This window comes from Streptomyces sp. NPDC002574, assembly GCF_042889545.1.
Lineage (GTDB): Bacteria > Actinomycetota > Actinomycetes > Streptomycetales > Streptomycetaceae > Actinacidiphila.
The window spans coordinates 41352-66351 of record NZ_JBIARB010000024.1 but is presented as its reverse complement, the minus strand read 5'-3'; the positions used below and the strand labels follow the sequence as shown (position 1 = coordinate 66351).

Here is a 25000-nt window from a genome sequence, read left to right as displayed (position 1 = left end):
ATGGACGACGGACACGCGGACGACGCAGCCGCACTGGAGCGCCTGCGCTACCTGCGCGGCAGTATCGACAACCTGGACGCGGCCCTGGTCCATCTGCTCGCGGAGCGCTTCAAGGCGACGCAGCAGGTGGGCGAGTTGAAGGCCGCGTACCACATGCCGCCCGCCGACCCGCGGCGCGAGGGCGAGCAGATCGCGCGGCTGCGGCAGATGGCCGAGGAGGCGCACCTCGACCCGGCCTTCGCGGAGAAGTTCCTCAAGTTCATCGTCGAAGAGGTCATCCGGCATCACAAGGCGATCGCGGCCGACCGCTCCGGATGACCTCCGCGTGGGCCTCAGCCGTGAGGTTCCACGGCTGAGGCTCCCGTCATGCCGTCCTGGCTCCCCACCGGCCGGACGAGGCCGGCCGGGGCGCGGAGCCCGGTGTCGCCGGGGTCACCGGTCCCACCGGGGGCTCCGCCGGCATCTCAGACCATCTCCCGGCTGATGGGCTGCGGGTTCGGCCGGATGTCCTTGACCCGGGGACGGCCCGGCTGCCGCAGGAACATCGACAGACCACCGGTGAACAGACCGATGCAGCCGGCCAGGACGAAGGCCCCTCCGTAGCCCCAGGCCCCCACGACGACGCTGCCGAGGCCGGCGCCGACCAGGCCGGAGACCAGCTTGGAGCTGTACACCAGGCCGTAGTTGGAGGCGTTGTTGTTCTCACCGAAGTAGTCCGCGGTCATCGCGGCGAACAACGGGAAGATCGCCCCGCCGCCGAAGCCCGAGATCATCGACGCCAGCAGGAACAGCGGCATGCTGCCCATCGAGCCGGAGAAGTAGACCGCGAACTGCGCCAGGCCCAGCACCACGCAGACGAAGGTCAGCGTCTGCCGCCGCCCGTACCGGTCGGATATCCAGCCGATGACGCCGCGGCCGGTGCCGTTGACGATCGCCTTGAGGCTCATGGCCAGGGCCACGATGCCGCCCGCGAAGCCCATCTCGTCACCGAAGTCGACCTGGAACGAGATGCCGAAGATGTTCACGCCCGCCGTGCAGAGCAGGCAGAACCACATCAGCGGCAGGACGCCGGTCCTGACGGCCTCCATCGGGGTGTACTGCTTGACCGCGGGCGGGTTCTTCTCCAGCGCCCGGCGCACCCGGGGGTCGTCGGAGACCGCGAGCGGGTCGATGTGCGCGGGCCACCAGTTCTTCGGCGGGTCCTTGAAGAAGAAGCCGCTGACCGCGACGGCGAGCGCCAGGCCGATACCCACCACGACCAGGATGTTCTCGTAGTTGCCCAGGTCCATGTAGGACTTGAACAGGAAGATGAAGGGTACCGACCCGTAGGCGAAACCGCCGTTGACGAAGCCGGTCTTGCCGCCCTTGCGCTCCGGGTACCACTTGCCGACCATGTTGATGCAGGTCGCGTAGACGAAGCCGGCACCGCCACCGCCGAAGAAGCCGAAGCCCAGGTACGCCCAGAAGACATTGGGCGCGTGGGCCAGCGACAGGTAGCCGACGAGGGTGCCGGCCGCGCCCAGCACCATCGCCGCGCGCGCCGACAGGGTGCCGTTCTCCCGCATCTTGCCGGCCGGGAAGGCCACCGCCGCCTGGAAGAGGATCCAGACGCCCAGCAGCCAGAAGATGTGCGCGCCGTGCCAGTTGTGCGCGTCGGAGAGCGTGTCCTCGGCGGAGGTGAACGCGTACTCCGAGGAGCTGATGGCCATCATGGCGACCCAGGGGAGGATCACCATGGTCCACCGGGGCCGCCCCATGATCTGCCGGTCGGATTCACCGATCCGGTACGTGCGTCCGTTGCGGTCCGTCACCTCCGTGTAAGAGCTGGGTGGTTGAGACGATGTCGATGACGCCATTGTCGTTCCCCTTGCCTCGTAAGAGCCGGGCCAGCGCCCCCTGGACGGTTCTCTTGTGGTGCTTCCGGGGCGGGAGGTCCGGTCGCGCGTGTCGCGGGACCGGTGCCGCCCCTTGTGCTCCGCTCGCAAGCGGGAGCGACTGCCCGGTACGACGCCCTCCGGGCAGGATCGATCACGGCGGCGCACCGCCGGTGACGTTCCCGGCTGGGGTCGCCGGGCGCGGCAGCGTCGGGGCGTTCCCCGTGTGCGTCGTGTCTTCCATGGCTCAGATCACTCCCTGGGTTCTGAGGGTCGGCAACTGGTCGTCCCGGAGGCCGAGTCGCCCTCGTGGCGGCGGGTCGGGGTCCTTCCGTTCGGGGCCGGTGCGCAGATCGTTCGTGTGATTCCGTTCAGGAGTCTGTACATTGCATACAGCCGACGAATACTGTATGCAGACCGTTATCCCCCATCGGCAAGCCGGTGTCCAGAGGTGTGCACCGGATTCTCCGCCGACTCCAGTCAGGGCAGGTGCGTTTGACGATGGATCTGTTCGAGTACCAAGCACGGGAGCTCTTCGCAGGTCACGGCGTCCCCGTGCTCGACTCCTTCGTAGTGGACGATCCCGCGGAGGCCCGGGCCGCGGCCGAGCGCCTGGGCGGGCGCGTCGTGGTGAAGGCCCAGGTCAAGACCGGCGGCCGCGGCAAGGCGGGCGGGGTGAGACTCGCCTCCGACCCCGCGGAGGCGGAGGCCTCGGCCCGCGCGATCCTCGGCATGGACATCAAGGGGCACACCGTCGGCACGGTGATGCTCACCGAGACCGCCGACATCCAGGACGAGTTCTACGTCTCCTACCTGCTCGACCGCGCGGAGCGCACCTTCCTCGCGCTGGCCTCCGCCGAGGGCGGCATGGACATCGAGGAGGTCGCAGCCACCCGGCCCGGGGCCCTGGCCCGCGTCCCCGTCGACGCGGACGAGGGCGTCACCGAGGACAAGGCCCGCCAGATCGCCGCCGCCGGCGGGCTGCCGGACGAGGCCGTGCCCGTGCTGATCGCGCTGTGGGAGGTCTTCACCGAGGAGGACGCCCTCCTGGTCGAGGTCAACCCGCTGGTACGGACCGAGGACGGCCGCATCCTCGCCCTCGACGGCAAGGTGTCGCTCGACGCCAACGCCCGCTTCCGCCACCCCGCCCACGCCGCGTACGAGACCCCCGGCGAGGGCGACCCCCTGGAGGCCGCCGCACACGCCAAGGGCCTGAACTACGTCAAGCTCGACGGCACGGTCGGCGTCATCGGCAACGGCGCGGGCCTCGTCATGAGCACCCTCGACGTGATCGCCCACCACGGCGGCGCCCCCGCCAACTTCCTGGACATCGGCGGCGGCGCCTCCGCCCAGGTCATGGCAGACGGCCTCGGCGTCATCCTCTCCGACCCCGACGTCACCTCCGTCCTCGTCAACGTCTTCGGCGGCATCACCGCCTGCGACGCGGTCGCCGACGGCATCGTGCAGGCCCTCGGGCTCGTCGACCTCACCAAGCCCCTCGTCGTGCGGCTGGACGGCAACAACGCAGAGCGCGGCCGGGCCGTCCTCGACGCCGCCGCGGCGTCGCTGGGGCCGCTCGTACAGCAACTGGACACCATGGACGGCGCGGCCGCGCGGGCCGCCGCGCCCGCAAGGAGCTGATCGCGATGGCCATCTTCATCGACCGCACCAGCAGGGTGATCGTCCAGGGTATGACCGGCTCGCAGGGCATGCAGCACACCCGGCGCATGCTCGCCTCGGGCACCGACGTCGTCGGCGGCGTCAACCCGCGCAAGGCCGGCACCCACGTCGAGTTCGACGGGCGCATCGTCCCGGTCTTCGGGTCGGTCAAGGAGGCGATCGGCGCCACGGGCGCCGACGTCAGCGTCGTCTTCGTCCCGCCGCCCTTCGTCCGCGGCGCCGTGGACGAGGCCGCCGACGCGGGGACCCCGCTCGTGGTCGTCATCACCGAGGGCGTCCCCGTCCACGACACCGTCGCCTTCCGCGCCCGCGCCACCGCCGCCGGGACCCGCGTCATCGGCCCCAACTGCCCCGGACTGATCAGCCCCGGGCAGTCCAACGCGGGCATCATCCCGGCCGACATCACCACCGCGGGACGCATCGGGCTCGTCTCCAAGTCCGGCACGCTGACCTACCAGCTGATGTACGAGCTGCGCGACCTCGGCTTCTCCACCGCCGTCGGCATCGGAGGCGACCCCGTGATCGGCACCACCCACATCGACTGCCTGCGCGCCTTCCAGGACGACCCCGACACCGACCTCATCGTGATGATCGGCGAGATCGGCGGCGACGCCGAGGAGCGGGCCGCCTCCTACATCTCGCGCCTGGTCACCAAGCCCGTGGTCGGCTACGTCGCGGGATTCACCGCCCCCGAGGGCAGGACCATGGGGCACGCCGGCGCCATCGTCTCCGGCTCGGCGGGCACCGCCCGGGCCAAGAAGAAGGCCCTCGAAGCCGCGGGGGTCGCCGTCGGCAGCACGCCCTCGGAAACCGCACTCCTCGTCCGCGGGCTGCTGTGATGACCGGCACCGAGGACCTGCTCATCCGCCGTCACCACGTCGGGGCCGCCCTGGCGCCTCTCGACCCGAGGAAGCGCGAACCCCAGACGCGCGTCGCGATCATCGCCTGCATGGACGCCCGGCTCGGCGTCGAGACGATGTTCGGCCTGCGTCCGGGCGACGCCCATGTCATCCGCAACGCGGGCGGCTGCGTCACCGAGGACACGCTGCGCTCGCTCCGGCTCAGCCAGACACGGGAGGGCACCCGCGAGATCGTGCTGGTGCACCACGAGGACTGCGCGGCACTGAGCGACCCGGCCGAGGATCTGCTCACGTGCATGGCCCGCCTCGGTGACGGCGCGCAACTGCCCCACACCGAGGCGCTGCGGGGCTTCCTCTACACACGCAATGGCGCGCTGCGCGAGGTGCGCCGCATGTGACCCCCGATGCCCTGCGGCCCCGGCACCGTACGCTCTCCGGCCCCCGCCGGCGGCGTACGGTGCCGCGCTCCCGTTCCCCCGGATACGCAGGTGAAACCCGTCCCGAATCCTTGGTATCGTTGTCCATGTCGCCGCGGGGATGCCCCGCGGTCGGACACCCGGTCCGGGTGGCGGAATGGCAGACGCGCTAGCTTGAGGTGCTAGTGCCCTTTATCGGGCGTGGGGGTTCAAGTCCCCCCTCGGACACAGCAGTCAGAGCGTAGGAAAGTGCCGGCTGGGAGCGATCCCGGTCGGCATTTGTGCGTTCCCGGGGCACGCAGGCACGCGAGGGGGCCGCCACGCGGTCCGGGCGCGCGGAACAGCCGGTGTCCCGGCTGCCCGTGGCGCTGCGGAGCGTAGCGGCCCCCTCTCCCGGCGGGTTCCTCAGAGCGCCTCCGGCAGCGCCGCGGCGCCCACCCCGTGGTGCACACGGTCGAGGAGCGCGGCGTACGCGGCGATCATGCGGGTGCGGCTGAAGCGTTCGCGGCTGAGGGTCAGGGAGACGGCGAATTCGGCCCGGCGGTCGAGGGCCTCGCCCCAGGCGGACATGATCGCCTCGGGGTCCTGCGGGGTGATGATGCCGTGGCCCGCCACGATGGCCGCGGTGTCGCCGACGTCCGTGGCGACCGGGATGGCGCCGCACATCATGCCCTCGATCAGGCACAGCGGCGCCGCCTCCCCCGAGGAGGACGTCAGGGCCACCACGTCGGAGGCGGCGTAGACGGTCTCCATGTCACCGCGCACACCGAGCAGGTGGAGTCCGCGGGGAAGGTGCGTCCCGTCGCCGAAGGCGGCCGCGATGTCCGCGCGCAGCGCGAGGTTGGCCTCGGTCATGCCCGCCCCGCACATCAGGACGTGCCCGCCGGGCTCGCGCCGCAGCCACGCCTGCGCGGCCCGCAGGAGCAGCGGCACGTTCTTCATCGTGGCGTACCGCGCGGCGAAGACGACCACCGGCGCGGAGTCCGGGATGCCCAGTGCGGCCCGCAGCAGGACCCGGCGCGCCGGGTCGGGCCGGAAGCGCAGCAGGTCCACACCGTTCGGGATGACGTGCAGCAGTTCACCGGGGATCCCGGCGGCCTCGTACGCGACGCGCGTGGACTCCGCGCAGCAGACGCAGGCCGCGATCCTGCCGCCGGCGACGGCGGCCTTCAGCTCGTCCAGGGCGGGGCCCTGGTTCTCCGGGTCGGAGCGGTGCAGGCAGACCACGACGGGCCGCAGCGGCAGGCCCGCCTGATTGAGGAGTTCCAGGGGCTGTTCCTTCAGCGACAGGATGACGTCCGCGGCCGCCGTCGCCCGCGCCGTCGTCGCCAGTTCCGGGCCGGTGAAGGCCGTCGGGCCCCCGGTCGGGCCGAAACTGCGGCCCAGGGAGGTGACTTCCACACCGGCGGCGGTCAGCGACCGGTAGCAGGCGTCGTCCTCCATCGGCTGGCGGGTGGCCTCGCGGTGCACCTCGCCGTGCATGCTGAGCACGCTGTGGTGCTGGCCGCCCTCGCGCAGTCCGAGGACGACGTCGCTGTGCAGGATCCGGGCCCCACCGGAGAAGAAGCCCTCATAGACCGAGAGCACACGCAGTCCGTGCGTCACGCGCACACCATCACCCGCCTTGCAGAAGTACCGAACGACCCCCGTGAACTGCGGGTTAGCCGATATCTGGGGGTATGGAGATGACGTCGGCCTGAACACGGCCCTGCGCCTGGACGTACGATCGGTTGTCTCCGGCCCAACAACCCGAGCCGGGGTCCGTACGGCACAAATCGGGCCTCCGCGAGGGCATCCGGGCGGTGAGGACTTCGACGGGTTTGCCCTCCAGTTGGGGCGATTCGAGCAGGGACCCGGCGCCGGCCGCCCCCGGCGGGCCGGGGTGATCGAAGCACGCATATGGGTAGAAAACCCCCGTACACTGCCAACGGACAGGAAACCTCCGTGATGAGCAGCCGGACAGTCGCAGGCCACGACCGCGAAACCGTCCCCGCTCGTACCCTGGGCGGCGATGTGGCGGCGGTGCTCTACCGCGCGCTCCGCGACGCCGCGGACCGGCTGGACGCCGTCGCGGCGGCCGTCTATCTCCTGGACAAGGACAGCGGCGAGCTCAAGGCGACCATGATCGGCGGCTCCTCACCGCCGGTGTTCACCCTCCCGGGACACATGGCGCCGGACGCTCCCTATGCCTCCGCACGCGCCCTGGCGGCCGGAGGGGTCGTGGTGCTCACCGACCCGGACCCGCAGTTCGACGACCTGCACGACCTGCCGCACTACCCCTACGCCGTCGCCGCGGCCCCGCTCGTCACCGACGGCCTGCGTTTCGGCGCGCTGTCCGTCCTCCGTGCGGAGACCCAGGGCGGCTACGACGACGCCGACCGCGCGCGGCTGGCGGGGCTCGGCGAGCGGCTCGCGCAGACCCTCTCCGCGCTCGCAGGGCGCGGCACGGTGGTCGTGCCGGGCCACATGCCCGTGCTGGTGCCCATCGACCGGGTCGGCCGCGCCGAGACGGTGGACGAGGCCGCCGGCGACGTCCTGTGGGGGGTGCGCGGCGTCGCCGGATCCGCGGGCATGAGCCTGATGTACCCCCTGCGCCGGCTGTCCGACATGCTCAACCAGGCCACGACCATGGACCAGGTCGTCGGGGCGGCGCGGTTCTGCGTGATGGCCCCGTTCCAGGCCAGGGCCCTGGTGCTGGCGTCCGTCGGCCGGGGCCGCCTCTGGGTCGTCGGGCACAGCGGCGTCTCCACTGACCTGGCCCGCAATCTCCACGGCAGCGGGCTGCACACCAGGGAGCCCGCGGCGGAGGCGGTCCGGCGGCGCACGCTCGTCGTCTCCGGCCGCTGCGCCCCGCTCGCGGTGGGACCCCTTCCTCCCGACGACGGGGCCCCCTCCGGGGCCTACCTCCCCCTCGTCGGGAACCGGCACGTCATCGACCTCCCCTACATCGGGAAGGACGACGTCGTCGGTGTGTGCTGCCTGGAGTTCGACGGCCCCCGCCGCTTCTCGCCCGAGGAGCGGGCCGTTCTGGCGATGATGGCGGCCTGCATGGGGCCGGCCGTCGAACGGGTGGAACTGGGCCGCGAGCGGCACGCACTCGCCGAGAGCCTGCAGAAGAGGCTGCTCCCGCCCGTGCTCTCGGAGTCGCCCCAGCTGACGACCACGGCCCGCTACGAGCCCGCCTCGTCCACGTCCGAGGTCGGCGGCGACTGGTACGACGTGATCGAGGTGCCGGGCCGTCGTGTCGTGCTGGTGGCGGGCGACGTGGAGGGCCACGGCATCGAGAGCGCGGCCCTCATGGGCCAGCTGCGCGGCGCCGTGGTGGCCTACGCGACCGAGGGGCACCGGCCCGCGGCGGTCATCGACCGGACCGGCGCGCTGCTCGCCCGGCTCGGCACCGATCTGCTCGCCACCTGCTGCGTCGTCGCCCTGGACACCACCGACGGGGTGACCGAGGTGGCCTTGGCCGGCCATCCACCGCCGCTCGTCATGGGGCCCGACGCGGGCGTCACCGTCCTGGAGGCGCCCCCCAATGTGCCACTCGGTGTCTGCGTCCCCGGCTCCTACCGCACGCGGGAGCACACCGTCCTGCCCGGGTCGGTGCTCATGCTGTACTCGGACGGGCTGGTGGACCCGCGTGTGCCGGACCTCACCGCCGCCGCGACCGCCCTGTTCCGTGAGGGCGAGTGCACGTCGGGGGACAACCTCGAAGCGTTCGCCGACCGCGTCATCGCCGGGATGCCGGGGTTCCAGCAGCGTCGCGACGACGCCGTACTGCTCCTGGCGCGTTTCGAGGGCGCCGACGTCCGGGACGCCTCCCGGACGGGGCACCTGCACCTCCAGGAGCACGACCTGCTGGGCGTCAAGACCGCCCGGGGCTTCGTGGCGGACTCGCTGCGCGCCTGGGGCCTGGAGGAGATGTCGGAGGACCTCCAGCTGGTCGCCTCCGAGGTCGTGACCAACGCGCTCATCCACGCGGGCAGTGACGTCGACGTGCGGCTGCGTGCCCTCGACGACAACATCCGCATGGAGGTCCGGGACTCCGCCAGCGACCCGCCGGTGCCCTCGGCCTTCTCCCTGACCGAGGAGGGCAGTTCCCAGGCGGAGTCCGGACGGGGCCTGTACCTCGTGGACGCGCTGACCAGCGCGTGGAACAGCTCGCCGAACGGGCGCGGCAAGACGGTCTGGCTGGAGATGACGATCCCGGGAAACTGAGGCGGCCCCCGCGCCGCGGTCGCACCGGCGGTCAGCGGCCGCCGGCGCACGGCGGGTCGTAGGGCAGGTCGGGGGAGACGTACTGCTCCCACAGCCCGGGGGTCAGCGCGGTGCCCGTGGCAGCGCACAGCGCGGCGCGGGCGCGGCCCATGTCGGTCTGCCACAGCCGTACGGATCCGTCGGCGCCGCCGGTGATCAGTACGCCCTGGGACGGGCGGAACGCCAGGGCGTCCACCGAGCCCGCATGGCCGGTGACCGGCAGACCGTAGGCGGCCGGGCGGCCGGGGTCGGTGGTGTCCCACAGCCGGACCTGCCCGACGGCGTCGCCGCTCGCGAGCAGCCCGTCGCGCGGCGCGAAGCCGACACCTGTGACCATGCCGCCGGAGACCAGCGGGCGGCCGACGGCCCGCGGAACCGGTGAACCGGCCACGTCCCACAGGCGGATCTTGCTGTCGCCGTGGCCCGTCGCCACCAGCCGCGCGTCCGGGCTGACCGCGAGCGAGAAGATCACCTGCAGGGTGGGCGCACCGCCGCGCAGCACGGGAGGCGTGCCGTCGCGCACGTCCCACGTGCGGACGAAGCCGAAGGCGCTGCCGCTGTACACCCGGGTGCCCGACGGTGCCGCGGCCAGGGCCTTGACCGGCAGGGTCTCGCCCGGCAGTTCGCCGCCCAGGGCGACGGGACGGGCCGGGTCGGAGACGTCCCAGGCGCGCAGCCCGCCCGTGAAGCCCCCCTGCAGGACCAGCCCGGCCGCGATCAGGGTGTGCCCCTGGGCGTCGAACGCCAGCGCCGCGACGGGCTTGCTCTGGCCGGCGGGGGCCCGGCCGCGGACCTCCACCGGCCGGGCGGCCGACGAGACGTCCCACAGCCGTACCCCGCCGCCGGTGTCCCCGGTGGCCAGCAGCGGTGAGCCGGGCCGGAAGGCCAGCGCGTTCACGCCGGTGCGGAACGGCGGGAGGGCGCCGAGGCGGGTGAGTCGTGCCGGGTCGGAGACGTCCCAGAGGGTCACCTGGAGACCCGCGGCCACGGCGAGCAGCCGGCCGTCCCCGGACACCGCCAGCGCGCCGGCGCCGAACCCGTCAGCGGTCACGGCCAGGGTCCGCGGCAGGCTCCAGAGCAGGACCTTGCCGTCCCCGCTGCCGCTGGCGAGGGTGTGCCCGGACGCGTCGAAGGAGAGGCTGTCGACCAGGGTGGTGTGTCCGTGCAGGGTCGGCACGAGCGGCCGGGTCGCCGAGGGATTCCCCGCGTTCCAGATGTTGATGCCGCCGGAGTTGTCGCCGGTGGCGAGCAGCCTGCCGTCAGGACTGAAGGCGACGGCGGAGGCCGAGCTGCTCAGGAACAGCTGATCGGCGATCGTCGGCCGGCGCCGGTCGGCGAGGTTCCACAGCAGCACCCGGTTGTCGGCCCCGGCGCTCGCCAGCACACGCCCGTCGGGGCTGAACGCCACCTGGTTGACGAGGGCCGTGTGGCCCTTCAGCCCGTCGCCCAGGGCGGACGGGTGGGCCCGGTCGGCGACGTCCCAGAGCCGGAGCAGCACCGAGCGGTCGGTCCCGGCGGCGGTGCCGCCGGACACCGCGAGGGTCCTGCCGTCCGGGCTGAAGGCGACGGAGGCCACGCCCTGCCCGGTCACGGAGCCCACGGTGGCCAGCCGCTTCGGATGCCGGGGGTCGGCGACGTCCCACAGTTGCACGTCGCCGCCGGCGGTGCTGCCCGCCTGCAGGACGGTGCCGAGCGCCAGGGTCCGGCCGTCGGGGCTGAAGCTCAGGCCCGCCACCGTCCCCTTCGAGGCGCCGACCGGCGCGGACAGCGCCACGGGGTGCGCCGCGTCGGTGACGTCCAGGATCTGGAATCTGCCGTCCGAGCTTCCCCAGGCGAGCAGGTCCCCGCGGGAGTCGTAGGCCACCGGTTGCACGCTGACGTCAGGCCCCAGGGAGAACCCCTTGGTCAGCGGTGCGGGACGGGTGGCCGTGGAGGCGTTCCACAGCCGCAGCGTGCCCGCGCCGACGGCCAGCCGGCCGCGCGGGCCGAAGGCGACCGAGTGGACGGTGCCGAGCTGCTGCGGCAGCGGCGTGGGCAGCACCGCGCCGGCCCCGGTCACCAGCCGGGTGCGCAGCGCGGCCGTCGGGCGCATCCGGTAGGCGACGAGGTCCAGTTGGGCCGCCAGCGCGGGGTCGGAGTCGCGGCGCCGGTCCGCCTCGGCGGTGACCCGGTTGAAGATCGCGTCGTCGCGCTGGTCCAGTGCGGCGTGGCGCTGGTCGAAGGCGAAGGCCGCCAGCGCGGACGCCAGAAGGGCGAGCACCGTCACGGTGGCGACGGCGGCGCGCCTGACCGTCCGTCCGCGCCGCTGCGCCAGGGCGGAGGCGTCGAGGAACTCGGTGATCAGCGGTGCAAGGTCCTCCTCGGGAGCCGTGGACGTCCAGCGGCGGGCCAGCTCCAGGCGTGCGCCCCGGAACAGGTGTTCCTTGTCGCGTCCCCCGCTGCGCGCCCAGGCCACGGCCGCCTCCGACACCTCCTGCCGGACCAGCGCGCCCTCCGGCCCCGGGCCGGTCCACGCGCGCAGCGTCGACCACGACCACAGCAGCGACTCGTGGGTGATCTCGATGGTCCCCTCGCCCCACCGGACGTCCTCGGAGCGCTCCCCGTGCGGATCGGCCCACAGGTTGTCCTGGGTGAGCAGCCGGGCGGCGGTGAACGCGTCCACCACCGGCCGGACGGCCGGGACGTCGGCCGCGACCAGGAGCAGGTCCCGGCGGGTCCTGCGGCGCCGGGTCACCTCCCCGTTGTCGCCGATCCGGACCAGGGCGAGGAACAGCTGCCGGGCGGCTTTGCGTTCGTCGGCCGACAGCTTGCGGAACACGCCCTGCGCCGTCTCGTCGACGGCGCCGTCGATGCCGCCGGTGCGGTGGTAGTCGGCCACCGTCATCCGGTCGCCGCTGCGTGCCTGCCAGGTCGCGTAGAGGGCGTGGGCGAGCAACGGCAGCCGCCCCGCCTCGTAGGCCCCCTCGCCGTGCCGCGCGCCGCCGCGCAGATCACCGAGCACGACGTCGGCCAGTCCCGGTTCCATCGACAGCCCCGGTACCCGCTCGGCGGGTGCCTCGACGGCCTCCCGTACCTCGGCCTCCGTCATGGCCCCGACGATGACCTGGTGGTCGACCAGTGCCTCGCGCAGGTACGGGAACGGCGCGCAGTGGCCGTAGAAGTCCGCGCGCAGACCGAAGACCGCCAGGGCGAGCGGTTCGCGGTCCTCGCCGGGAGCGGTGAGAGCGGCCAGCAGGTCCAGGAACCGCGCGCGGGCGGACTCGTCCTCGCAGGCCGTGAACAGTTCCTCGAACTGGTCGACGACCAGCACCAGCCGGCCGTGCGGGGGGAGGTCCAGCCGCTCGCGCAGCAGGGCGCGCAGCGCGTGCGGACCGGAGTCCGCCGCGGCCCGGACGAGCGACTGCCCGGCGCCGGTGAGGGCGGCGAGGGCCGAGGCGAGCGCCGCGGGGGGATCGGCGGTGGGGGTCAGCAGCAGTTGCGGCCAGCGCTGGGAACCCGGCAGCTGCCCGGCGGTCAGGCGCGGCATCGTCCCGGCGCGCAGCAGGGAGGACTTGCCGGCTCCGGAGGGCGCGACCACGAACAGCGGACTGCCGTCCGCCAGGCACCGGCCCAGCTCCCGTCCCACCCGCTCGATCAGCGCGGTCCGGCCGAAGAACCACTCCGCCTGGCCGGCCCCGAACGACTGCAGTCCCGGGTACGGGCAGGTCTCCACGGTGGAGGGCGCGGCTTCTGCGAGTGCGCCCAGGTCCCGTACGCGATCGGCGGCGATGTTGACGACGACGATGTTGCCCGCCGACTGGTAGATCACGCCGCTCTGTTCGGCCCATGCCCGCAGTTCGACGTTGAGCGTCTCCCCGCCGGCCGGTCCCCGGCCCTCCATCACGGCAACCGGGTGTTCGTGATGTCGCCGCCCGCCTGGAACACCTGGGCGTGGCCGCTGGCTTCCACGCGCATGTCTATTCGGCGCGCCGGGCCGGCGTCGACCGCGTCGTGCTTGCGCAGTTCGGCGACGAGCTCCTCGAGTGCACGGGCCGCGGCCGGGTCCTCGGCGAGCAGCTGACGGAACCTCAGTCTCCAGAGGGCGGTGAGGTCGGACTCGCTGTCCCGGTCGGCCGGATCCCGGAGCAGCAGCTGCCGGGTCTCGCCCAACTCGTCCTCCACGAAGGCGGTCTGGCCGGGGGAGCCGTGCCTGTTCCACAGTCGTCCGACGAGCGTGCGCGTCTGGTCCCAGGCGTCGGTGGCCAGTGCGCCCACGATGGTGGTCGCCGCCGTCGACACCAGTTCCATCATTTCCGCGTCCATGCGTGCCCCCCGTGCGTGTGATCCCGGTTCCGGGCGTCCCAGGGGCAGGAGTGGCCTGTTCCCTTCAGGAAGTCAGTCCTGAACACCCCTTGACGAACACACCTTAGGTGAGGAAACCCGACGGGGCGGGCGAAAATCGTGAGAACGGGGGAAACCGGGTGAGGCGCGACTTCGCGGAGGGAAATCTTTCCCGGCGCCCCCTGGACATCCATCGCGGCTGCCGCGACCATGAGGAGAACTCCATACGGTATGCAATCTACAGTGTGGAGCCGTTCAGTCAGTCGGTCGATCGGTGAACGCGTGAATGGGGGCAGCTGTGAGCAGGGCTCTTGAGGGTGTTCGTGTGCTGGACATGACGCATGTGCAGTCGGGGCCGTCGGCGACGCAGTTGCTGGCGTGGCTGGGTGCGGACGTGATCAAGCTGGAGGCGCCGGGCGGTGACATCACCCGCGGTCAGCTGCGGGACCTGCCGGACGTGGACAGCCTGTACTTCACGATGCTCAACGCGAACAAGCGGAGCATCACCTTGAACACCAAGACACCACGCGGCAAGGAACTCCTCACCGAGTTGATCGCCCGCAGTGACGTGATGGTGGAGAACTTCGCCCCGGGCGCCATCGACCGGATGGGCTTCACCTGGGAGCACATCCACTCCATCAACCCACGCCTGGTCTACGCCTCCATCAAGGGCTTCGGCGACGGCCCCTACACCGACTTCAAGGCCTACGAGGTCGTCGCCCAGGCCATGGGCGGATCCATGGCCACCACCGGCTTCGACGGCGGACCACCGCTTGCCACCGGCGCCCAGATCGGCGACTCCGGCACCGGCATCCACGCGGTGGCCGGCATCCTGGCCGCCCTCTACCAGCGCACGCACACCGGCCGCGGCCAACGCGTCCAGGTCGCCATGCAACACGCCGTCCTCAACCTGTGCCGGGTCAAACTCCGCGACCAGCAGCGCCTGACCCACGGCCCCCTCGCCGAATACCCCAACCCCCAGGACACCGCCTCGGCGGACGAAGTCCCCCGCTCCGGCAACGCCTCCGGCGGCGGACAACCCGGCTGGGCCGTCAAATGCGCCCCCGGCGGGCCCAACGACTACGTCTACGTCATCGTCCAACCCACCGGCTGGCCGCCCCTCACCCGGCTCATCGGCCGGCCCGAACTCGCCCACGACCCCGAATGGGCCACCCCCGAAGCCCGACTCCCCAAACTCACCAAAATGTTCCAACTCATCGAGGAATGGACCGCCACCCAACCCAAATGGTCCGTCCTGCAGCACCTCAACGCCCACAACATCCCCTGCGGGCCCGTCCTGTCCACCAAGGAAATCATCGAAGACCCCAGCCTCAAGGCCAACGACATCATCGTCGACGTCCCGCACCCCCAACGCGGCACCTACACCACCGTCGGCAACCCCCTCAAACTCTCCGACTCACCCACCACCATCCACCGCTCCCCCCTCCTCGGCGAACACAACCACGACATCTACCACCACGAACTCGGCCTCGACGAGGACGAACTGCCCGCCCTGCGGGCGCAGGGCGTGATCTGACGGTCACCGCGATCCGCCGGTACCGGGGCAGCAGCAGAAAGGCACAGGCCAGACCATGAGCACCATCGAGGACCCCACCGACGAGCACTTGGAGGTGACCCCGCCCAAGACCTGGGCGACCGGACTGCCCGCCGTGACGCACGCGCTCCAGTACTCCCTCGGACAGACCACCGTCCGGCGGACGGCGCTGACCCTGCTGAACATCAACCAGGCCAAGGGCTTCGACTGCCCAGGCTGCGCGTGGCCGGAGCCGGACCCGAAACACCGGCACCTTCAGGAGTACTGCGAGAACGGCGCCAAGCACATCGGCGACGAGGCGACCTCGCGCCGGGTCACCGCGGACTTCTTCCGGGAACACGCGATATCCGAGCTGGACGGGAAGTCCGACTACTGGCTCAACCAGCAGGGACGGCTCACCGAGCCCATGGTCAAGCGGCCCGGCTCCGACCACTACGAGCCGATCGGCTGGGACGGCGCCCTCGACCTGCTCGCCGGCGAACTGCGCGCCCTGGACTCCCCGGACGAGGCCCTCTTCTACACCTCGGGCCGGGTCAGCAACGAGGCCGCCTTCCTCCTCCAGCTCTTCGCCCGGGCCTACGGCACCAACAACCTGCCCGACTGCAGCAACATGTGCCACGAGTCCAGCGGCTCCGCGCTCAACGAGACCCTGGGCATCGGCAAGGGCAGCGTGTCCCTCGACGACATCCACGGCAGCGACCTGGTCCTCGTCGTGGGCCAGAACCCGGGCACCAACCACCCGCGGATGCTCTCCGCGCTGGAGGAGACCAAGCGGAACGGCGGCCAGGTCGTCGCCGTCAACCCACTGCCCGAGGCCGGGCTGATGCGGTTCAAGCACCCGCAGAAGGCCCGCGGCATCGTCGGCCGCGGTACGCCCATCGCCGACCAGTTCCTGCAGATCCGGCCCGGTGGCGACCTCGCGCTGTTCCAGGCGCTGAACCTGCTGCTGCTGGAAGCCGAGGACGCCGCGCCGGGGACCGTGCTGGACCAGGAGTTCATCGACACCCACTCCACCGGCTTCGCCGAGTTCGCCCGGCACACCCGCAAGACCGACTGGGACGACGTCCGCAAGGCCACCGGGCTGACCCGCGAGGAGATCGAGCAGCTGCACGAGCGGGTGCTGCGCAGCCGCAGTGTCATCGTCTGCTGGGCGATGGGCCTGACCCAGCACAAGCACGGCGTCCCCACCATCCGCGAGGTCGTCAACTTCCTGATGCTGCGCGGGAACATCGGGAAGCCGGGCGCGGGGGTGTGCCCCGTGCGCGGCCACAGCAATGTGCAGGGCGACCGCACGATGGGGATCTGGGAGCGGATGCCGCAGGCGTTCCTGGACGCGCTGGAGCGGGAGTTCGGCTTCACTCCGCCCGCCCGGCACGGCTGGGACACCGTGGACTCCATCAGGGCCATGCGCGACGGCCGGGCCAGGGTCTTCGTGGGCGTCGCCGGCAACTTCGTCCGGGCCGCCCCCGACAGCGACCTCACCGAGGCGGCGCTGCGCACGTGCCGGTTCACCGCGCACATCTCGACCAAGCTCAACCGCTCCCACACGGTCTGCGGCGAGACGGCGCTGATCCTCCCGACGCTCGGCCGCAGCGACCGGGACGTCCAGGGCGGCGTCGAGCAGTTCGTCACCGTCGAGGACTCGATGAGCCAGGTGCACGCCTCCCGCGGCCGGCTGGAGCCCGCCTCCGGCACGCTGCTCAGCGAGGTGGCGATCATCTCCCGGCTGGCCGCCCGGACCCTCGGCGACTCCCCGTCCCTTCCCTGGGCGGCGTTCGAGGCGGACTACGGCACCGTCCGGGACCGGATCTCCCGGGTCGTGCCCGGCTTCCACGACTACACCGCACGGGTGGCCGAGCCGGGCGGCTTCCTGCTGCCGAACCCGGTCAACCACGGGACGTTCCCCACCCCCAGCGGCAAGGCGGTCTTCACGTGCAACGACTTCACCATGGTCCAGGCCCCCGAGCGGCACCTCGTCCTGCAGACGCTGCGCTCGCACGACCAGTGGAACACCGTCCCGTACGCGATGAACGACCGCTACCGAGGCATCCACGAAGGCCGCCGCGTCGTCCTGGTGAACCCCGTCGACCTGGAGGCCCTCGGCCTCGCCGACCGTGACCACGTCGACCTGGTGGGCGTGTGGCACGACGGGGTGGAACGCCGTGCCCGGGACTTCCAGGTGGTGCCCTACCCCACGACCCCGGGGTCCGCCGCCGCGTACTACCCGGAGACCAACGTCCTGGTGCCGCTGGACAGCGTGGCCGACATCAGCAACACCCCGACATCGAAGGGAATCGTGGTCCGGCTCGAACCGTCCGGCACCGCGGCACGGGTCCCTTCGCCCCCCACGACCGGAACGAGGTAGCCCAGCATGTCGACGTCGACGCACCGCCCCGCGCAGTCCACGGGCGGCGCCACCGGCCCGGAGGCGGTCATCGACCGCCTCGTGGAGTCCAACCGGAAGTACGCCACGGGATTCACCGACCCGGGCATGGGGGCCCGCCCCGTCCTGGGGGTGGCCGTCGTGGCCTGCATGGACGCGCGCATCGACCTGCACGCCGCCCTCGGCCTCGCACTGGGCGACTGCCACACCATCCGCAACGCGGGCGGTGTGGTCACCGACGACACCATCCGCTCGCTGACGATCAGTCAGCGGGCGCTCTCCACCCGCAGCGTCGTGCTCGTCCACCACACGGGCTGCGGCCTGGAGAGCCTGACCGAGGACTTCCGGCAGGAACTGGAACGGGAGGTCGGGCAGCGGCCCGCGTGGGCCGTGGAGGCGTTCCAGGACGTCGACCAGGACGTACGCCAGTCGATGCGGCGGGTGCGCACCTCGCCGTTCCTGCCGCACACCGACGACGTCCGCGGCTTTGTGTTCGACGTGTCGACGGGGCTGCTACGGGAGATCGACCCCCGAGGCGAAGCGCAGCCCTGAGCAGACGTGCGCGCGGGCCTGCGGACGGCAGCCGGCCGGGGCCTGCGGGACCGCAGCCCCGGCAGACGGCCGGCGCGCACGGCGGCGGGGCCGGCCGGCGCGGGCGATTGCCGCGCGGACCGGCCCCGTACGCCCAGGAACCACGACTCTCCGCACTCCCGCCGGCCGACAGCGGACCGGCGACGACTCCCGAGGGGGCACCCCGTGTCGCACCACGCCGCTTTCTCCCGCGTCCTGAGCAGCGTCATCGAGCCCTCCGCCGAGCGGACCGGCGGCGAAGGGAGGTTCCCGCGCGCCTCGGTGACGGCCCTCGGCCGGGCGGGGCTGCTCGGACTCACCGTCTCCGCGGACCTGGGCGGCGGCGGGCTGGGCCTGTCCGACGCCGCCGAGGTGGTGGCCAGGACCGCCCGCGCCTGCGCGGCCACCGCGGCCGTGCTCCAGTCGCACTACGCGGCGGTCGCCGTCGTCGAGGCGTACGGCAGCCCCTGGCTCCGGGGCGAGATCGCCGCCGGCCGCCACCTGGGCAGCCTCGCCCTGACCGAGGGCGTCCCCGGGGAGTGGGCCCCGCGCTCCACGGCCTCCCGCACCGGCGACGTGGTCGCCCTGCGCGCCCACAAGCGCGAGGTGGTCTCCGCGGGGGAGGCCGACAGCTATGTGTGGTCGTCCCGGCCGCTCGCCGCGGAGGACGGCCTGACGCTGTGGACGGTCCCCGCGCACGCCCCCGAGCTCTTCGTCCCCGCCCGGGCGGACGGGGGAGGGCCGCACGGCAGTGCCACCTCGACCGTGGTCGCCGACCCGGTCCTCGTCCCCGCGGACGCGATGCTGGGGGAGGACGGCGAAGGGCTCGGCATCCTGCTGCGCACCGTCGTGCCGTGGCTGCTGGAACTGCGGTCCGCCATCGGCACGGACGCCGTCCACCCCTCGGTGGCCGTCGCCTCCCGGGACTCCGCCGGCCGTCCCGCCGGCTCCCTCGCGTCGACCTGAGCCGGGGGCCGCGGCGTGCGGGCGACCGCGGTCAGCCCTCCCGGCCGGCCTTCGCGGCGACCGCCGTGCGGTACTCGCCGGTGCGCATGGTGTGCTTGCGCATGATCTCGCTCGCGCGGCCGGCGTCGCCCTTGGCGATGGCCCTGATGAGCTGGGCGTGCTCGTTCCAGGCTTCCTTGCCGCGGGGCTTGGCGATGGGCGTGTAGTACCAGCGCACCTTCCGGCTCACCTGCGAGATGAGCTCGGCCAGTACGGCATTGCCCGCCACCGAGGTGATGAAGGCGTGCAGCGCGATGTTGGCCGTGACCAGACGCTCGACGTCACCGCCGGCGAGGGCGTCGACGCCGTCTTGGTGCAGCTCCCAGAGACGTTCCACGTCCGCGGGCGTCGCGTTCCGGGCGGCGAGTTCGGCCGAGTAGGTCTCCAGGACGGCGCGGACGCTGAGGAGTTGGGCGGCCTCTTCCTGGGTGGGAGCGTGGACGAAGGCTCCCTGTGCGGGTCGGAGGTCGACCCAGCCGTCCGTTTGGAGTCGTTGGAGGGCTTCGCGTACGGGTTGGCGGCTGACGCCGAGGTGCTCGGCGAGCTCGGCCTCGACCAGGTGCTGGCCGGGGGTGAGGGTGCCATTGATGATGAGCTCGATCAGCGCGTCGTGGACGGCCTGGCGCAGCGGTGCAGGGCGGGCGACGCGGTGGGTGGCCGCCGCCGTCAGGGCCTCGCGCATCGTTTCCCCGTTCTGCCGGCGAGCCTGATGGGCCGACGGCTCTGCCAGTGGATTCCGCCGAGGGGCGATGTCGGCGGCAACGCCTCAGTATACAGGTTTTGGTATGCAACATGGCGTGTGCTGCCGGTGTGGGGGCGGTGTGTCGGCGTCGCCCGGACGTGGCGCACGGGGCGTCGCCGCGGGGTGTCGCCACGCGGGGTCCTGCGCGGCGCCGGCGGCCGGCCTGCCGGGCCGACAAAAGTGTTGCGGGATTCTGTATGCAGAAGCTTGTATGCGTTATTGTCCTAGGAGTACCGCCAGCACCGCCTGAAAACCGAAGCGGCTCTGTACGTCGGTCACGGACCCCGCGCATCCGCAGGAGAGGTCAAGGGGCCCGAATGTGTGTGTACCGAAGGTGTCGGACGGCAGTTGAGCACCCCGCGCCCGGAATCCCGCGCGCCACGAAGGCGGAGCGGTCATGACGCCGGGGAGCGCGGGCGGGACGGGCGGGTCCGTCGAGCAGGTGGTCCGGACCGTCGCGGCGGACCACCGGGACCACAGAGGGCCGCTGCTGCCCATACTGCACGCCGTCCAGGCCGAGTTGGGCTGTGTGCCGCAGGAGGCCGTCGCGGTGCTCGCCGACGAGCTCAACCTCTCCAGGGCGGACGTCCACGGAGTGGTGACCTTCTACCACGACTTCCGCCGTGAGCCCGCGGGGCGGACCACCGTGCGGATATGCCGCGCCGAGGCGTGCCAGGCCCTGGGCGCCGAGAGCCTGATGGACTACGCCCGCGAAGCCGGGCTGCGGCCGGGCGGCACGACCGCCGACGGCTCGGTGACCGTCGAGCAGGTCTTCTGCCTCGGCAACTGCGCCCTCGGGCCCTCGGCCGAGGTGAACGGCCGGCTGTACGGACGAGTGGACGCCGCCCGGTTGGGCTCGATCCTCAAGGGGACGGTCGCATGACACAGCGCTCATCGGATCCCGCCGTGACGGTGTACGTCCCCCGCGACTCGGCCGCCCGGTCCGTCGGCGCGGACGAGGTCGCGGACGCGCTGCGCCACGCCGCCGCCGGCCGGGAGCTGCCCGTCGAGGTGGTGCGCAACGGCTCCCGCGGCATGCTCTGGCTGGAGCCGCTGGTCGAGGTGGCCACCCCCGCCGGCCGTGTCGGCTACGGACCGGTCGCCCCCTCTGACGTGGAGGGCCTGCTGACCGCGGGCCTGCTGGAGGGCGCCGACCATCCGCTGCGCCTCGGCATCGTGGACGAACTGCCCTGGCTGGCCCGGCAGACGCGGGTCACCTTCGCCAGAATCGGCGTGACCGACCCGCTGTCGGCGGAGGACTACCTCGCGCACGGCGGGCTGGAAGGGCTGCGCGCGGCGCTGGCACTCGCCCCCGCGGACGTGGTCGCCGAGGTCACCGACTCCGGACTGCGCGGCCGCGGCGGCGCGGGATTCCCCGCCGGCATCAAGTGGAAGACCGTACTCGGCTGCGACGACGAGCTGAAGTTCGTCTGCTGCAACGCCGACGAGGGCGACAGCGGCACCTTCGCCGACCGCATGGTCATGGAGGGCGACCCGTTCATGCTCATCGAGGGCATGACGATCGCCGCGCACGCCGTCGGCGCGCGCGAGGGCTACCTCTACATCCGCTCGGAGTACCCCGACGCGGTGGCCACCGTGCGCGCGGCCATCGACAGCGCGCGGGAGCACGGCTGGCTCGGCAAGGACATCCTCGGATCAGGGCTGGAGTTCGACCTGCACGTGCGGGTCGGCGCCGGTGCGTACATCTGCGGCGAGGAGACCTCCATGCTGGAGAGCCTGGAGGGCAAGCGCGGCACGGTGCGCGCCAAGCCGCCGATCCCCGCGATCGAGGGCCTGTTCGGCAAGCCGACCGTCGTCAACAACGTCCTCACCCTCGCCACCGTGCCCGTCGTCATGTCGCACGGCGCGAAGGCGTACCAGGAGCTCGGCGTCGACCGCTCGCGCGGCACCCAGGTGTTCCAGCTCGGCGGCAACATCGCGCGCGGCGGCATCGTCGAGACCGCGTTCGGCATCACCCTGCGCGAACTGGTCGAGGACTACGGCGGCGGGACGTTCTCCGGGCGCCCGGTGCGCACGGTCCAGGTCGGCGGGCCGCTCGGCGCCTACCTGCCGACGACGATGTTCGACCTGCCGATGGACTATGAGGCCTTCGCCGCTGCGGGCGCCATGCTCGGCCACGGCGGCGTCGTCGTCTTCGACGACAGCGTCGACATGGCCGCGCAGGCCCGCTTCGCGATGGAGTTCTGCGCCGAGGAGTCGTGCGGCAAGTGCACTCCCTGCCGCGTCGGCTCCGTCCGCGGCGTCGAAGTGATCGACAAGATCGTGGCAGGTCAGCAGCGGGACGAGAACCTCGCCCTGCTGGAGGACCTGTGCGAGCTGATGACCGACGGCTCGCTGTGCGCGATGGGCGGCCTGACGCCCATGCCGGTGCGCAGCGCCATCGCCCACTTCCCCGATGACTTCCTCGACCGCGACACCGGCCAGGGGAGCCGGCACCGGCAGCCCAGTGGCGCCAGGACGGAGGGCACGGCATGACACTTCTCAAGGAACCCGACTTCGGCACACCGGAGCGGCCCGGCGCGGCGACGGTGTCGGTGGAGGTCGACGGGATGCCGGTGGCGGTGCCGGAGGGCACCTCCGTGATGCGCGCCGCCGCGCTCGCGGGCATCGACATCCCCAAGCTCTGCGCCACCGACAGCCTGGAGCCGTTCGGCTCCTGCCGGCTGTGCGTGGTGGAGATCGACGGCCGCCGCGGCACCCCCGCCTCCTGCACCACACCGGTGGCCGACGGCATGCAGGTGCGCACCCAGACGCCGAAGGTGGAGAAGCTCCGCCAGGGCGTCATGGAGCTCTACATCTCCGACCACCCGCTGGACTGCCTCACCTGCCCGGCCAACGGCGACTGCGAACTGCAGGACATGGCCGGGGTCGTCGGACTGCGGCAGGTCCGCTACGGCTACGAGGGCGAGAACCACCTCGACGCCCCCAAGGACACCTCCAACCCGTACTTCGACTTCGACGCGTCCAAGTGCATCGCCTGCTCCCGCTGCGTCCGCGCCTGCGGCGAGGTGCAGGGCACCTTCGCGCTCACGATCGAGGGGCGCGGCTTCGACTCCAAGGTCTCCGCGGGCGCCGGCGAAACCTTCATGGACTCCGAGTGCGTCTCCTGCGGGGCCTGCGTGCAGGCCTGCCCGACCTCCACGCTCCAGGAGAAGTCGGTGGTCGAGCTCGGTATGCCGACCCGGTCGGTCGTCACCACCTGCGCGTACTGCGGCGTCGGCTGCTCGTTCAAGGCCGAGCTGCGCGGCGACGAGCTGGTGCGCATGGTGCCGTACAAGGACGGCGGGGCCAACGAGGGCCACTCCTGCGTCAAGGGCCGCTTCGCCTTCGGCTACGCGTCGCATCCCGACCGGGTGCTCAGGCCCATGGTGCGCGAGAGGATCACCGACCCGTGGCGCGAGGTCGAGTGGGACGAGGCCATCGGCACCGTCGCCCGCCGGATGCGCGAGCTCCAGCAGCGGTACGGATCGGGCTCGATCGGCGCCATCACCTCCTCCCGGTGCACGAACGAGGAGGTCTACGTCGTCCAGAAGATGGTGCGCGCCGCCTTCGGCAACAACAACGTCGACACCTGCGCCCGGGTCTGCCACTCCCCGACGGGGTACGGACTCAAGCAGACCTTCGGCGAGTCCGCGGGCACCCAGGACTTCCGGTCGGTGGCCCAGGCCGACGTGATCATGGTGATCGGGGCCAACCCCACCGACGGGCACCCGGTGTTCGCCTCACGGATGAAGCGCCGGCTGCGCGAGGGCGCGAAGCTCATCGTGGTCGACCCGCGCCGCATCGACCTGGTGCGCTCCCCGCACATCGAGGCCGCGCACCACCTCCAGCTCAGGCCGAGCACGAACGTGGCCGTCGTCAACGCCATGGCGCACGTGGTGGTCACCGAGGGCCTGGTCGACCGGGCCTTCGTGGACGAGCGCTGCGAGGACTTCGAGGCGTGGGCGGAGTTCATCGCCCGCCCGGAGAACAGCCCGGAGGCGGCCGAGGAGATCAGCGGTGTGCCGGCGGAGGAACTGCGCGCCGCGGCACGGCTGTACGCGCAGGCGCCCAACGGGGCCATCTACTACGGCCTCGGCGTCACCGAGCACAGCCAGGGCTCGACCATGGTCATGGGGATGGCCAACCTCGCGATGGCGTGCGGCAACCTCGGCCGCGACGGTGTCGGCGTGAACCCGCTGCGCGGCCAGAACAATGTGCAGGGCTCCTGCGACATGGGGTCGTTCCCGCACGAACTGCCCGGTTACCGGCACGTCTCCGACGACGCGGTGCGCAAGGTGTTCGAGAACCTGTGGGGCGGCACCCTGCTCGCCGAGCCCGGGCTGCGGATCCCCAACATGTTCGACGCGGCCATAGACGGCACCTTCCGCGGCCTGTTCGTCCACGGCGAGGACATCGCCCAGTCCGACCCGAACCTCAAGCACGTCACGGCCGCGCTGGCGGCCATGGAACTGGTCGTCGTCCAGGACCTGTTCCTCAACGAGACGGCCAAGTTCGCGCACGTCTTCCTGCCCGGCGCGTCCTTCCTGGAGAAGGACGGCACCTTCACCAACGCCGAGCGCCGGATCAACCGGGTGCGCGCGGTGATGAAGCCGAGGACGGGCAAGCACGAGTGGCAGATCGTGAGCGAGATCGCCACGGCCATGGGCTACCCCATGGCGTACGACCACCCGAGCCGGATCATGGACGAGATCGCCGCGGTCACGCCCACCTTCACGGGCGTCTCCTTCGAGGTGCTGGACAAGCTCGGCAGCGTCCAGTGGCCGTGCAACGAGGCGGCTCCGGAAGGCACGCCGATCATGCACGTGGACGAGTTCGTCCGGGGCAAGGGCAGGTTCGTGGTCACCACCTTCGTGCCGACCAGCGAGCGCAGCACCCGGCGCTTCCCGCTGGTCCTGACCACCGGCCGGATCCTGAGCCAGTACAACGTCGGGGCGCAGACCCGCCGCACCGGCAACGTCGCCTGGCACCCCGAGGACATCCTGGAACTGCACCCGCACGACGCCGAGGTCCGCGGCATCACCGACGGCGACATGGTGACGCTGGCCAGCCGCGTGGGGCAGACGACACTGCGCGCGGAGATCTCCGACCGCATGCCGACCGGGGTCGTCTACACCACGTTCCACCACCCGGTGACCGGCGCCAACGTGGTCACCACCGAGAACTCGGACTGGGCGACCAACTGCCCGGAGTACAAGGTGACCGCCGTGCAGGTCGGGCTGGCGCGGCCGCCTCGGCCCGAGCCCGCCGAAAGCCCCGGGAACACCGAGCCCGCGCAGGACGGTCTGCTCACGGTGGGGGACTGACGTGGCGGCGGGAG

General features: G+C 72.1%; 17 protein-coding genes and 1 tRNA gene. 13 read left to right on the top strand and 5 right to left on the bottom strand.

Annotated features, from left to right (window positions below):
* Nucleotides 1-318, top strand: coding sequence for a chorismate mutase (locus tag ACFYXS_RS38035; protein WP_389256370.1), 318 nt, complete (start codon nt 1-3; stop codon nt 316-318).
* Nucleotides 319-464: 146 nt separating this feature from the next.
* On the opposite strand, the gene ACFYXS_RS38030 is transcribed toward ACFYXS_RS38035, so the two are convergent.
* Nucleotides 465-1856 carry an OFA family MFS transporter gene (locus ACFYXS_RS38030; protein ID WP_389256369.1) on the bottom strand — a complete coding sequence of 464 codons (1392 nt, stop codon included), beginning with the start codon at nt 1854-1856 and terminating at the stop codon, nt 465-467.
* 519 nt (nt 1857-2375) lie between these two features.
* Between ACFYXS_RS38030 and sucC the strand changes: the two genes are divergently transcribed.
* The 4 genes from sucC (at nt 2376) to ACFYXS_RS38010 (ending at nt 5058) form a co-directional block, all read left to right on the top strand.
* Nucleotides 2376-3515: an ADP-forming succinate--CoA ligase subunit beta gene (sucC, locus tag ACFYXS_RS38025; RefSeq protein ID WP_389256368.1), complete on the top strand. Its 1140-nt coding sequence runs from the start codon at nt 2376-2378 to the stop codon at nt 3513-3515.
* A 5-nt stretch (nt 3516-3520) separates the two neighbouring features.
* The gene (gene sucD, locus ACFYXS_RS38020) at nt 3521-4393 is read left to right on the top strand and encodes a succinate--CoA ligase subunit alpha (RefSeq protein ID WP_389256367.1); all 873 of its coding nucleotides are present in this window, start codon (nt 3521-3523) and stop codon (nt 4391-4393) included.
* Nucleotides 4393-4812 (top strand): carbonic anhydrase, encoded by a 420-nt coding sequence (locus ACFYXS_RS38015; protein ID WP_389256366.1) that lies wholly within the window; start codon nt 4393-4395, stop codon nt 4810-4812. Before sucD ends, ACFYXS_RS38015 begins: the two co-directional genes overlap by 1 nt.
* A gap of 161 nt (nt 4813-4973) precedes the next feature.
* Nucleotides 4974-5058, top strand: a tRNA-Leu gene (locus ACFYXS_RS38010).
* A 177-nt stretch (nt 5059-5235) separates the two neighbouring features.
* On the opposite strand, the gene ACFYXS_RS38005 is transcribed toward ACFYXS_RS38010, so the two are convergent.
* Complete coding sequence (locus tag ACFYXS_RS38005) at nt 5236-6435, bottom strand: glycosyltransferase (RefSeq protein WP_389256365.1); 1200 nt, start codon at nt 6433-6435, stop codon at nt 5236-5238.
* 342 nt (nt 6436-6777) lie between these two features.
* Between ACFYXS_RS38005 and ACFYXS_RS38000 the strand changes: the two genes are divergently transcribed.
* Nucleotides 6778-9045 (top strand): SpoIIE family protein phosphatase, encoded by a 2268-nt coding sequence (locus ACFYXS_RS38000; RefSeq protein ID WP_389256364.1) that lies wholly within the window; start codon nt 6778-6780, stop codon nt 9043-9045.
* A 31-nt stretch (nt 9046-9076) separates the two neighbouring features.
* Here the strand turns inward: ACFYXS_RS38000 and ACFYXS_RS37995 are convergent, their stop codons facing one another.
* Nucleotides 9077-12964: an AAA family ATPase gene (locus ACFYXS_RS37995; protein WP_389256363.1), complete on the bottom strand. Its 3888-nt coding sequence runs from the start codon at nt 12962-12964 to the stop codon at nt 9077-9079.
* A complete protein-coding gene (locus ACFYXS_RS37990) occupies nt 12964-13386 on the bottom strand; it encodes a hypothetical protein (RefSeq protein WP_389256362.1) in 423 nt (140 codons plus the stop codon). The genes ACFYXS_RS37995 and ACFYXS_RS37990 overlap by 1 nt, the downstream gene beginning before the upstream one ends.
* Before the next feature lie 304 nt (nt 13387-13690).
* Between ACFYXS_RS37990 and frc the strand changes: the two genes are divergently transcribed.
* The 4 genes from frc to ACFYXS_RS37970 all read left to right on the top strand — a co-directional run bounded on the left by frc (nt 13691) and on the right by ACFYXS_RS37970 (nt 18878).
* A complete protein-coding gene (gene frc / locus ACFYXS_RS37985) occupies nt 13691-14941 on the top strand; it encodes a formyl-CoA transferase (protein ID WP_389256361.1) in 1251 nt (416 codons plus the stop codon).
* A gap of 55 nt (nt 14942-14996) precedes the next feature.
* Complete coding sequence (locus tag ACFYXS_RS37980; protein ID WP_389256360.1) at nt 14997-17324, top strand: FdhF/YdeP family oxidoreductase; 2328 nt, start codon at nt 14997-14999, stop codon at nt 17322-17324.
* Between the two features lie 6 nt (nt 17325-17330).
* On the top strand, nt 17331-17894 hold the full coding sequence (locus ACFYXS_RS37975; protein WP_389256359.1) for a beta-class carbonic anhydrase: 564 nt from the start codon (nt 17331-17333) through the stop codon (nt 17892-17894).
* A 204-nt stretch (nt 17895-18098) separates the two neighbouring features.
* A complete protein-coding gene (locus ACFYXS_RS37970) occupies nt 18099-18878 on the top strand; it encodes an acyl-CoA dehydrogenase family protein (RefSeq protein ID WP_389256358.1) in 780 nt (259 codons plus the stop codon).
* Nucleotides 18879-18909: 31 nt separating this feature from the next.
* Here ACFYXS_RS37970 and ACFYXS_RS37965 read toward each other — a convergent pair whose 3' ends face one another.
* Entirely contained in the window at nt 18910-19599 is a 690-nt protein-coding gene (locus ACFYXS_RS37965) for a GntR family transcriptional regulator (RefSeq protein WP_319665586.1), read from the bottom strand.
* Nucleotides 19600-20056: 457 nt separating this feature from the next.
* Between ACFYXS_RS37965 and ACFYXS_RS37960 the strand changes: the two genes are divergently transcribed.
* Genes ACFYXS_RS37960 through fdhF form a run of 3 tightly spaced genes read left to right on the top strand, consistent with a single transcriptional unit; the run spans nt 20057 to nt 24986 of the window.
* A complete protein-coding gene (locus ACFYXS_RS37960) occupies nt 20057-20542 on the top strand; it encodes an NAD(P)H-dependent oxidoreductase subunit E (protein ID WP_389256357.1) in 486 nt (161 codons plus the stop codon).
* Nucleotides 20539-22155 (top strand): formate dehydrogenase beta subunit, encoded by a 1617-nt coding sequence (locus ACFYXS_RS37955; RefSeq protein ID WP_389256356.1) that lies wholly within the window; start codon nt 20539-20541, stop codon nt 22153-22155. Before ACFYXS_RS37960 ends, ACFYXS_RS37955 begins: the two co-directional genes overlap by 4 nt.
* On the top strand, nt 22152-24986 hold the full coding sequence (fdhF, locus tag ACFYXS_RS37950; protein ID WP_389256355.1) for a formate dehydrogenase subunit alpha: 2835 nt from the start codon (nt 22152-22154) through the stop codon (nt 24984-24986). The genes ACFYXS_RS37955 and fdhF overlap by 4 nt, the downstream gene beginning before the upstream one ends.
* Nucleotides 24987-25000: the final 14 nt, after the last annotated feature.